This window comes from Methylobacterium sp. WL7 (genome assembly GCF_008040085.1).
Classification (GTDB): domain Bacteria; phylum Pseudomonadota; class Alphaproteobacteria; order Rhizobiales; family Beijerinckiaceae; genus Methylobacterium; species Methylobacterium mesophilicum.
The window spans coordinates 1-10,230 of the sequence record NZ_VRVG01000163.1 but is presented as its reverse complement, the minus strand read 5'-3'; the positions used below and the strand labels follow the sequence as shown (position 1 = coordinate 10,230).

Genomic DNA, 10,230 nt, shown 5'->3' with positions numbered 1-10,230 from the left:
GGCATGGCGCGGGCGGCTGCGGGAGGTCGGGGGTTATCGCACCGGCGCCGCGATCGGCCAAGGCGGACCGGTCCAACCGATGGTCCATCCCGTGCGCCCGCAGCGCTGTCTCGCCCGAAATGCTTGCCGCCATGACCACCTTCCCGGTGCCGGTCGCGCCCGGACGCTAGCCCCTCGGCGTCGGCCGCCAGTCGGGCGGGGCCATCTCGAAGCCGGAGAAGTCGAAGCCCGGTGAGACCGTGCAGCCCACCAGTGTCCAGGCGCCGAGGCTGGTGGCGGTCTGCCAATGGCCGGCCGGCACCACGCATTGCGGGCGCTGCCCGGCGGCGAGGTCGGGTCCGAGATGCTGGGCGGTGGCGTCGTGGCCGTTCGGGCTCGTGGTGATCACCAGCGGCGCGCCGGCATGCCAGTGCCAGATCTCGGTGGCGTCCACGCGGTGCCAGGCCGAGGCCTCGCCGATGTCGAGCAAAAAATAGATCGCGGTGCCGACCGAGCGGCCGTCCACCATGCGCGGATCGCGGAAGGTCTCGCGGTAATGCCCGCCCTCCGGATGGGGTTTGAGGCCCAGGGTCGCGATCACCTCGGCTGCTGTCGTCATTCGCCTCTCCGCGTGCCGCGCCGGCAGCTTGCCGGCACTTGGCGCCGATGGTACCGGCGCAACACCCTCAAGGTCCCAAAAAAATGCCGAGCCCGATCGTACGCCTCCACCGTGGCGACCTGCCCGCCGATTACGAAGCGGGCCGGGCGGTGGCCATCGACACCGAGACGCTCGGCCTCAACCCGCACCGGGACCGGCTCTGCGTGGTCCAGATCTCCACCGGCGACGGCACGGCGGATGTGGTCCAGATCCCGCAGGACGGGCCGGAACCGGTGGTGCTCAAGCGCGTCCTAGCGGATCCCGGAGTCCTGAAGATCTTCCACTTCGCCCGGTTCGACGTGGCGGTGCTGTTCAAGGCGTTCGGCGTGATGCCGGAGCCGGCCTACTGCACCAAGATCGCCTCGAAGCTCGCCCGCACCTACACCGACCGCCACGGGCTCAAGGACGTGGTCCGCGAGCTGGTGGGCGTCGATCTCTCCAAGCAGCAGCAATCCTCCGATTGGGGCGCCGAGACCCTGACGCAGGCCCAGCAGGATTACGCGGCCTCGGACGTGCTCCATCTCCACGCCGCCCGGGAGCGGCTCGACGCCATGCTGGCCCGTGAGGGCCGCACCGATCTCGCCGCCGCCTGCTTCGCCTTCCTGCCGACCCGCGCCCGGCTCGACCTGGACGGCTGGCCGGAGACCGACATCTTCGCGCACACCTGAGCGGTGGCACCCGGTCCCCGTGCGGCGATTCCTGTGCAGAACGGGGCTTTCCCGTCACCGCGGCGCGATGGGGGGCTGCTAGGTTTCCTGCGCCGGGGCTCGCGAGTCGCGGCCAGGCCCTCCTCGCCGGTCATCCACCCGATCAGGCCGGCCGGGAGGGCCCGTCCTCAGGTCAGCGTGCGCGGGCCGGACGGCGTCGTGATCCGGGCGGTGTAGCGCGGGAGCGGGCCGGGGACGATCCGCGGCGGATCGATGAGGCCGAGCCCCGCCAACCGGGCCGCCGTCGCGTCCGGATCCGGGTGCTCCAGCGTGAAATCCGCGAGACGTGCCCCAAGATCCGGCATCGTCCCGGCCGGGTGCGGACGGCGGCCCCAATCCATCGCGTAGGGCGCGGCGCCGTCCGCCGGCCAGGTCCCGTCCGGGCGCAGGCCGAAGCGCCACGACAGCGCGCCCCGGGTCATCGTCGCCGCCGCGCCGAGGAGGTCGGGATGGGCGGCGAGCAGGGTGTCGAGGTCGTCGGTGCGGGCGACGAAGCCGCGCAGCCGCCGGCCTGCCTCCCACTCCGCCCGCACCCGCGCGGCCTCGCCGAGGCCGAACCAGCGGGCGCGCGCCGGGGGCGTTGCCTCGGGATCGACGGCGATCACTTCGAGGAACGTCGATGCGCCGAGGCGCAGCAGGTGGTTGCGGGTGCCCATTTCGGGATGGCGCCCGCCTTCCGGCATGTCGAGGCCGAGGCAGTCGCGGACATGAGCCACGCCCTCCGCGAGATCGGGGGCCACGACGACGAGGTGGTCGAGGGTGAGCATGCGTATGTCAGCCGTCGTTGAAGGGTCAGGAGCTCGACGTGTCACCGACTTTTCTGCAAATTTTTGTGAACTGAGCCCGAAAGCGCCATAGAATCGCCGGCCTATCGAAACCCCATCTGTGCTTGCGGTAGTTTGGAGCCTAGACATACCACTCGGCCTCAGGCTATTTTTCTTAGTACAGCACCGATGAAATCGCGCCGCCGGCTTAGTTCCTTGCCTCTACATCCGCCAAGGTACAAGCTAGTAAAGTTTTCGAACGAGCAGTACAAATCGGCGATATCGTGGTTGAGCCACGCGCAGAAGCAGGTAAATTCTGACTTCTCGGGAAGCCGCCCTCGGCGTCGCTGCGCTTAGTTTCGCCGAAAATATTTGTCACAATCGATGCCGCACCCTAATGAGAAAAGCTCTCAATTCGGCGCCGTCGTGAAACACGACATCGGCAGATGATGACCACCACAGCTTCCGCAATTCCTCATTTGAAATCTTGTCCTGTGTGATTACATCTAGAAAATTTCGTAAATTTGCTCGTTTTGTGTCCCCCTTTATTGGAGAAAGAACGGTATCGATCATCTCATCTTCACTGGACACATCATCGAGAAGGTCTTGATAGAATTGCAAAGTGAACTCGATGAATTCCTGCGAAAGACGCATTTCAATCTCCCTCTGTTAAAGGATAGGCCGAACGGACGCGGAATCCTCGCGGAGAAGTAGAATCATACCTAAGTTCAACGCCTACGCTATATGTGTACCGCATGTGAACAATACCTTCGTCTGTACTATAGGCCTCTCGACCAGTTTTACGATCAAATAATTTTTTTATGAATTTGCGGGCATCTGCGCCAGAGGCAACGCGATCGACAGAAGTCCGGTTGGACTCAATGGTTTGGTTAACTAAATCATTTGCAGATTCGATCGAATCAAAGCTGCCATCTCGCTTAATTCCTCCGTTGGCTATCAATGAACGCCATTGCGATTTCCGCACACGCTCGAACAATTCGTCATCAGATTTTCCGACGTGCCTTCCGAGGGTATGTCCTCCTTGGCCTTCTTCAGATCTGAGATCGACGCGATACTGCCGATCGGTTCCATCGCCGACAAAGAAAAGACGGACATCGTCATCTCTTTGGCGACCGATCGAACCGTCGGCACTCGTCCACTGTCCCCCGTCCGGATGCCCAGCGGGGACCCGCGGTTGGCCGGGATTGTAGGCCCGAAGGATGAGGCCAAGTCGAAGCAGCTTCACCTCAACACTGAGAGCTGCCAGCTGCCACCGGAACCGGGTGACGACGATCTCTTTCGTGACCATGAATCACCCCGCCTGCGAGTGGGTCATTCATAGGCTAATAATCTTATGTGTCAAGCATGTTCTTGTTTTGTTCGATAATTGGCTTTGGAGTAGGCGACGGGCGCTTCCACCTCACCTCTCACAGTCGGGGCCGGGCTTCGCGCCCGGCCCCCCTTCACATCACAGCGAGTAGTACTGCACGAACTCGATCGGGTGCGGGGTCATCTCGTAGCGCAGCACCTCGGTCATCTTCAGCTCGATGAACGAGTCGATCTGGTCGTCCGTGAACACGCCGCCCTCCTTGAGGAAGGTGCGGTCCTTGTCGAGGCTGGTGAGCGCCTCGCGGAGCGAACCGCACACGGTCGGGATCTTCTTCAGCTCCTTCGGCGGCAGCTCGTACAGGTCCTTGTCCATGGCCGGGCCCGGGTCGATCTTGTTGCGGATGCCGTCGAGGCCGGCCATCAACAGGGCCGAGAAGGCCAGGTAGGGGTTGGCCATCGGGTCGGGGAAGCGGACCTCGACGCGCTTGGCGTTCGGGCTCTTGGTCCACGGGATCCGGCAGGAGGCCGAGCGGTTGCGCGCCGAGTAGGCGAGCAGCACCGGCGCCTCGTAGCCCGGCACCAGCCGCTTGTAGGAGTTGGTCGACGGGTTGGTGAAGGCGTTGAGCGCCTTGGCGTGCCGGATGATGCCGCCGATGTACCAGAGGCATTCCTGGCTAAGCCCGGCATACTTGTCGCCGGCGAAGACCGGCTTGCCGTCCTTCCAGATCGACTGGTGGACGTGCATTCCCGAGCCGTTGTCGCCGAAGACGGGCTTGGGCATGAACGTCGCCGACTTGCCGTAGCTCTGGGCGACGTTGTGGATGCAGTACTTGTAGATCTGCATGTGGTCGGCGAGCTTGGTCAGCACGTCGAACTTCATGCCGAGCTCGTGCTGGGCGCTGGCCACCTCGTGGTGGTGCTTCTCGACCTTCACGCCCATGGACTGCATGGCGGCCAGCATCTCGCCGCGCATGTCCTGGGCCGAATCCTGCGGCGGCACCGGGAAGTAGCCGCCCTTGGTCTGGACCCGGTGGCCGAGGTTGCCGCCCTCATAATCGGTGAAGCCGTTGGTCGGCAGCTCGGTCGAGTCGAGCTCGAATCCGGTGCGGTAGGGGTCGGCGGCGAACTTCACGTCATCGAACACGAAGAACTCGGCCTCGGGGCCGACATAGATCGTGTCGCCGATCCCGGTCTGCTGCAGGTAGGCCTCGGCGCGCTTGGCGGTGCCGCGGGGATCGCGGGAATAGGGCTCGCCGGTGGCGGGCTCGAGCACGTCGCAGATGATCGACAGGGTCGAGGCCGAGAAGAACGGGTCGAGGCAGGCGGTGGACGGGTCCGGCATCAGCAGCATGTCGGACTCGTTGATCGCCTTCCAGCCCGCGATCGACGAGCCGTCGAACATCGTGCCTTCGGCGAAGATCTCATCGTCGATCAAGGAGACGTCGAACGTGACGTGCTGCCACTTGCCGCGCGGATCGGTGAACCGGAAGTCCACGTAGCGTACGTCGTTGTCCCGGATGGTCTTCAGAACCTCGGCCGCAGTCGTCATCGTGGGCATCCTCCAGGAAAGGCGTCGGGGATTCTCGCTCGGAGCGGCCGTCGTTGGGTCGGGCCGCACCGGCCGAGCCGCTTGATATCCGTCGCGCGCGCGCGTTGCCACCCGCGGACGGGCGGAATCGCCCATGGAACGAGACGTTTGGCTCCCTCTCGGTCCGAGCCTCTCGATTCCGTGATCGGCTAACTGCGCAATCACCACCTATCGAAGGCGGACGAAGACAGTCCTGGCATGCTCCGTGCAAAGGCGGCAGCGGCCGTCGAGACGGCGGCATGCCGTTCGCGTCGCCCGGGGATTGACCAGGTCGCGCATCGACAACGGACGAGAGAACCGGAATGACGAAATATAAGCTCGAGTATATATGGCTCGACGGGTATACGCCGGTCCCGAACCTGCGCGGTAAGACGCAGATCAAGGAATTCGACAGCTTCCCGACCCTCGACCAGCTCCCGATGTGGGGTTTCGACGGCTCGTCCACGAAGCAGGCCGAGGGCGGCAGCTCCGACTGCATGCTCAAGCCCGTGCGCCACTTCCCCGACCCGGCCCGCAAGAACGGCGTCCTGGTCCTGTGTGAAGTGATGATGCCGGACGGCAAGACCCCGCACGAGTCGAACAAGCGCGCGACCATCCTGGACGATGCCGGCGCCTGGTTCGGATTCGAGCAGGAGTACTTCCTGTACAAGGACGGCCGCCCGCTCGGCTTCCCGGCCAGCGGCTTCCCGGCCCCGCAGGGCCCGTACTACACCGGCGTCGGCTATTCGAACGTCGGCGACGTCGCCCGCAAGATCGTCGAGGAGCATCTCGACCTCTGCCTCGACGCCGGCATCAACCACGAGGGTATCAACGCCGAAGTGGCCAAGGGCCAGTGGGAATTCCAGATCTTCGGCAAGGGCTCGAAGAAGGCCGCCGACGAGATGTGGATGGCCCGCTACCTGCTCCAGCGCCTCTGCGAGTCCTACGGCATCGACGTCGAGTACCATTGCAAGCCGCTCGGCGACACCGACTGGAACGGGTCGGGCATGCACTGCAACTTCTCGACCGCGTTCATGCGCGAGCATGGCGGCAAGGCCTATTTCGAGGCCCTCATGGAGGCGTTCAAGAATAACCGTGAGGATCACATCGCCGTCTACGGCCCGGACAACCACATGCGGTTGACCGGCAAGCACGAGACCGCCTCGATCCACGAATTCTCGTACGGCGTGGCCGACCGCGGCGCCTCGATCCGCGTGCCCCACTCCTTCGTGAACAGCAGCTACAAGGGATACCTCGAGGATCGCCGCCCGAACTCGCAAGGCGACCCCTACCAGATCGCCTCGCAGGTGCTGAAGACGATCTCTTCGGTGCCGACCGAGGCCGCCGTCGCCGCCTGAGGCGGATCGGGAGCCGAAAGCTTCCGACGTCCAACAATCTCCGGAGCCGGGCCTTCGCGCCCGGCTTCGCCGTTTTCAGGTCCGGCGCGGGCGCTCGTCGTCGCGGATCGCGGCCTCGTGGTACCAGGCGCCGCCGAAGCTCGGCATCGACACGGGCTTGGCCTTCTCGGCCGCCCGCGGTGCGGGTCGGGCGCGCCGGAATGCCGACAATTCGTAGATCTTGGCGGTTTCACGCCCGTCGGTTCCGGCCATCACATGGTCCTCCTGAATGGGATCGAAGCGGCCGATCCGGCCGTCCGTGCCCGAGGATGTGGGGTTGCCGGCGCAACACTCCATGCCTCGGCACGTCGATGCCGGACATTCGTGCAGAGTGAATTCTTAGGCAGGACGGTGCCGGGGCAGGAAAACGCGCGTTCGCGGAGTGGGAATGCTGATCGTTCCCGTGATCAAGGCGTAAGATCCGCCGGCTCGACGCCGCGCGGATCAGCCTTCAGATCGCGTCGGTGCCGGTCTCGCCGGTGCGGATGCGGATCGCTTCTTCGATCGTGGAGACGAAGATCTTGCCGTCGCCGATGCGGCCGGTCTGGGCCGACTTGCGGATCGCCTCCACGGCACCCTCGACGAGGGCGTCCGACAGCACGATCTCGAGCTTCACCTTGGGCAGGAAGTCGACCACGTATTCCGCGCCGCGATAGAGCTCGGTATGGCCCTTCTGACGGCCGAAGCCCTTCGCCTCGATGACGGTGATGCCCTGGAGGCCGACCTCCTGGAGCGCCTCCTTCACCTCGTCGAGCTTGAAAGGCTTGATGATCGCTTCGATCTTCTTCATGCCGCTCGGGCCTGCGCTGCGCTGCCGGATATTTCTAACATCGTCGGGAAGCCTCCGCCACGCCGTTTTCGCGACGGGCGTCACGTTAGTGCCCATTCGGAGCGCAAGCTACGCACATCCTTCGGGCTTTGGATGAATTTGTGGCGCATTTTTAATCAGCGGTGTTCGGTGCACGGGCAGACGTGGGGATGAGCATGCGAGTGCTGACGGTGGCGGCGATGCGCCGGGTCGATGCGGCGGCCGTCGATGGCGGTATTCCTGGCCTTCGACTGATGGAGGCCGCCGGTGCCGCGGTGGCCGCTCGCGCTGCGGCTCTGCTGCCCGACGGCGGCCGCGCCGTCGTGCTGTGCGGGCCGGGCAACAATGGCGGCGACGGGTTCGTCGCCGCACGACTGCTGACGGAGCGCGGCTACGCGGTCGATCTGTGCCTCCTCGGCGATCGCGCCGCCCTGACGGGTGATGCAGCCCTGGCGGCCGACGCCTGGACCGGCCCCGTGCATCCGGCGACGGCCGCCGCGCTGCCCTCCGGCGACCTCGTGATCGACGCGCTGTTCGGAGCCGGCCTGTCGCGCGATCTCGACGGCGTCGCCCGTGCCCTGATCGAGGCGGTGAATGCCGGTGGGCGCCCGGTGCTGGCCGTGGACGTCCCCAGCGGCGTCGACGGCGATACCGGCGCCGTACGCGGCGTCGCGATCCGCGCCGTCGAGACCGTCACCTTCGTCGCGTTCAAGCCGGGGCATCTGCTGCAGCCCGGGCGGAGCCTGTGCGGCCGTCGGCACCTGGCCGATATCGGGGCGGGCGAAGCGGCCCTGGAGGTCGGTTGCGCCGCCGCCGAGCCGCCGCTCCACCGGAACGGGCCGGATTTGTGGGCGCGGGTGTTCCCGCGCCTGACCGGCGAGAGCCACAAATACACCCGCGGGCACGCGCTGGTTCTGTCCGGTCCCGCTACCAAGACCGGTGCGGCCCGGCTCGCTGCCAGGGGGGCCCTGCGGGTCGGGGCCGGCCTGGTCACGCTCGCGTCGCCCACGGCTGCCCTGGCGGAGAACGCCGCCCAACTCACCGCCATCATGCTGCGTCCCTGCGAAACCGCCGACGACCTCGACGACCTGCTCACCGATGAGCGCCTCAACGTCGTGCTGGCCGGTCCGGGCCTCGGGACCGGCGAGCCGACCCGCGAGCGCGTCGCGGTGGCGGCAGCCGCCGGGCGCAGCCTGGTCCTGGATGCCGACGCGTTGACCAGCTTCTCGGGTCAGGCCCCGCTGCTGGCCGCCCATATCGCGGATGGGGAGTCCCGGGCCGTGCTCACGCCCCATGAGGGCGAGTTCGCGCGGCTGTTCGGCGGCACGGACGCCACCGCCGAGGGCGCCGACAAGGTGTCCCGCACCCGCGCCGCCGCCGCGCTCAGCGGTGCCGTCGTCGTGCTGAAGGGATCCGACACCGTGATCGCGAGCCCGGACGGGCGGGCGGCGATCAACGATCACGGCACCCCGTATCTCGGTACGGCCGGCTCGGGCGACGTGCTCGGCGGCCTGATCGCCGGGTTGCTGGCGCAGGGTATGCCGCCCTTCGAGGCCGCCGCGGCCGCCGTCTGGCTCCACGGCGATGCCGGCCTGCGCCACGGCCCCGGCCTGATCGCCGAGGATCTTCCCGAGCTGATGCCCGCCGTCCTCGGCGGTCTCTTCGACGCCGCCCTATAGGGGAACGGGCGTCCGCTCATGTGACCTCGAACAGGGTCCACAGGCCGGTGTCGAACCGCTCCAGCACCGTGGCGCTGATCAGCCAGCGCCCCGGATTGTCGGCCAGGAAGCCGATGCGGGCGGTCCGGCCTTCCAGGAGCTGGAACGTGTCGAGCCAGTAGGGCTCCCAGCCGTCATCCAGGGGATGGAGCAGCCGGAAGCAATGGCCGTGCAGGTGCAGGGCCTGCGGGAAGCCGGTCTCGTTGCGCAGGGCCAGGACAACGACCTGCCCGCGCTTCACCGTGAAGATCGGCTGGAGGCCCGTCGTCGCACTGGTGCCGTTCACAGTCCAGATCTTCTGGGGATCGCCGGTGTAGACCGGCTCCGGCGCCGCCTTGTCCTTTCCGGCATCCTTGGCGGCCTTCGGGACGATGGCGCCGCCGGTGATGACCACGTCCCGCCGCAGGGCGTTCTGGAGCTTGATCTCCGCGGGCAGGCGCTTGTTCTCGCCGATCGGGCCGATCGGCGGGCGCCTGTCGGTGATCGGGGCGCCCTTCGTGGTGACGGTGGCCAGGGTCAGGCCCTGCCCGACCAGCGCGATGATCGAACACACGGCGCCTTCGGTCTCGGGCAGGTCGACCATCAGGTCGTAGCGGGTGCCCGGAGGGAACGGCAGGGTCGCCCGCAGCGGCTCGAACGTGTCGGTCGGCTGTCCGTCCACCGCCGCCACGTACACCTTCACGCCCTCGAACCGGAGCCGGGTCCCGCGGGCGTTGCAGGCATTGCCGAGCCGCAGGCGCACGCGCGCGCCCGGACGCGCCTCGAATGTGTCCGGAACGGGCTTGCCGTTGACGGTCACGAGATTGCCGAGCCGCCCGTTCGCGGCGGCGAACTGAACCTGCCCGAACGGCATCAGGCTGGCGTCGTCCTCCAGTCGCCAATCCTGCATCACCAAGCCGACATCGGCATCGACCAGCGGCGGGGTCGCCTCCTCGACCACCAGCATGCCGGCGAGACCCCGGCCGGACGGCTCGCTCGCCCCGCCGACCACGAGGGGGCGGATCAGGAAGGTGCCGGCATCCGGAGGCGTGAACTGGTAGAGGAAGCTGCCGCCCGGCGGGATCGGCGCCTGGGTGACGCCGCCGACACCGTCCATCGCGTTGATGTTGCGCACCCCGTGCCAATGGAGCGAGAGCGGCTTGTCGGTGCGGTTCTCGACCTTGAGCCGGACCGGCTGACCGAGCTTGATCCGCACCAGCGGGGGCAGGGCCTTGCCGTCGAAACACCAGACCGGGGTCTCGGCCGCGGGCTCGGGCCGCAGGCGGGTCTTGCCCGGGGCGGCCGGCAGGGCAGGGGGTTGGGC

General features: G+C 66.8%; 11 protein-coding genes. 3 read left to right on the top strand and 8 right to left on the bottom strand.

Translation table 11 applies throughout. From position 1 onward, the window contains the following. Nucleotides 1-166 precede the first annotated feature (166 nt). Nucleotides 167-598 (bottom strand): cupin domain-containing protein, encoded by a 432-nt coding sequence (locus FV233_RS26165; RefSeq protein ID WP_147857577.1) that lies wholly within the window; start codon nucleotides 596-598, stop codon nucleotides 167-169. 83 nt (nucleotides 599-681) lie between these two features. On the opposite strand from FV233_RS26165, the gene FV233_RS26160 reads away from it, so the two are divergent. Next, a complete protein-coding gene (locus FV233_RS26160; RefSeq protein WP_147857576.1) occupies nucleotides 682-1,305 on the top strand; it encodes a ribonuclease H-like domain-containing protein in 624 nt (207 codons plus the stop codon). A 167-nt stretch (nucleotides 1,306-1,472) separates the two neighbouring features. Here FV233_RS26160 and FV233_RS26155 read toward each other — a convergent pair whose 3' ends face one another. From FV233_RS26155 to glnA, 4 genes are all read right to left on the bottom strand, one after another. Next, nucleotides 1,473-2,111, bottom strand: coding sequence for a VOC family protein (locus tag FV233_RS26155; RefSeq protein ID WP_147899251.1), 639 nt, complete (start codon nucleotides 2,109-2,111; stop codon nucleotides 1,473-1,475). A 372-nt stretch (nucleotides 2,112-2,483) separates the two neighbouring features. Then, nucleotides 2,484-2,762, bottom strand: a complete 279-nt coding sequence (locus FV233_RS26150) for a hypothetical protein (RefSeq protein ID WP_147855782.1) — start codon at nucleotides 2,760-2,762, stop codon at nucleotides 2,484-2,486. A gap of 1 nt (nucleotide 2,763) precedes the next feature. Then, the gene (locus tag FV233_RS30635) at nucleotides 2,764-3,417 is read right to left on the bottom strand and encodes an RNase A-like domain-containing protein (RefSeq protein WP_238262278.1); all 654 of its coding nucleotides are present in this window, start codon (nucleotides 3,415-3,417) and stop codon (nucleotides 2,764-2,766) included. Nucleotides 3,418-3,576: 159 nt separating this feature from the next. Next, complete coding sequence (glnA, locus tag FV233_RS26140) at nucleotides 3,577-4,986, bottom strand: type I glutamate--ammonia ligase (protein WP_147855781.1); 1,410 nt, start codon at nucleotides 4,984-4,986, stop codon at nucleotides 3,577-3,579. Nucleotides 4,987-5,327: 341 nt separating this feature from the next. Between glnA and FV233_RS26135 the strand changes: the two genes are divergently transcribed. Then, a complete protein-coding gene (locus tag FV233_RS26135) occupies nucleotides 5,328-6,362 on the top strand; it encodes a glutamine synthetase beta-grasp domain-containing protein (RefSeq protein WP_147855780.1) in 1,035 nt (344 codons plus the stop codon). A gap of 75 nt (nucleotides 6,363-6,437) precedes the next feature. On the opposite strand, the gene FV233_RS26130 is transcribed toward FV233_RS26135, so the two are convergent. Continuing rightward, nucleotides 6,438-6,614 carry a DUF2735 domain-containing protein gene (locus tag FV233_RS26130; RefSeq protein WP_147855779.1) on the bottom strand — a complete coding sequence of 59 codons (177 nt, stop codon included), beginning with the start codon at nucleotides 6,612-6,614 and terminating at the stop codon, nucleotides 6,438-6,440. A gap of 238 nt (nucleotides 6,615-6,852) precedes the next feature. Beyond that, the gene (locus FV233_RS26125) at nucleotides 6,853-7,191 is read right to left on the bottom strand and encodes a P-II family nitrogen regulator (RefSeq protein WP_003600526.1); all 339 of its coding nucleotides are present in this window, start codon (nucleotides 7,189-7,191) and stop codon (nucleotides 6,853-6,855) included. A 194-nt stretch (nucleotides 7,192-7,385) separates the two neighbouring features. Between FV233_RS26125 and FV233_RS26120 the strand changes: the two genes are divergently transcribed. Then, nucleotides 7,386-8,888, top strand: coding sequence for an NAD(P)H-hydrate dehydratase (locus FV233_RS26120; protein ID WP_187278231.1), 1,503 nt, complete (start codon nucleotides 7,386-7,388; stop codon nucleotides 8,886-8,888). A 16-nt stretch (nucleotides 8,889-8,904) separates the two neighbouring features. Here the strand turns inward: FV233_RS26120 and FV233_RS26115 are convergent. Continuing rightward, a partial coding sequence (locus FV233_RS26115) for a multicopper oxidase family protein (protein ID WP_147899249.1) occupies nucleotides 8,905-10,230 on the bottom strand: 1,326 nt, incomplete at its 5' end.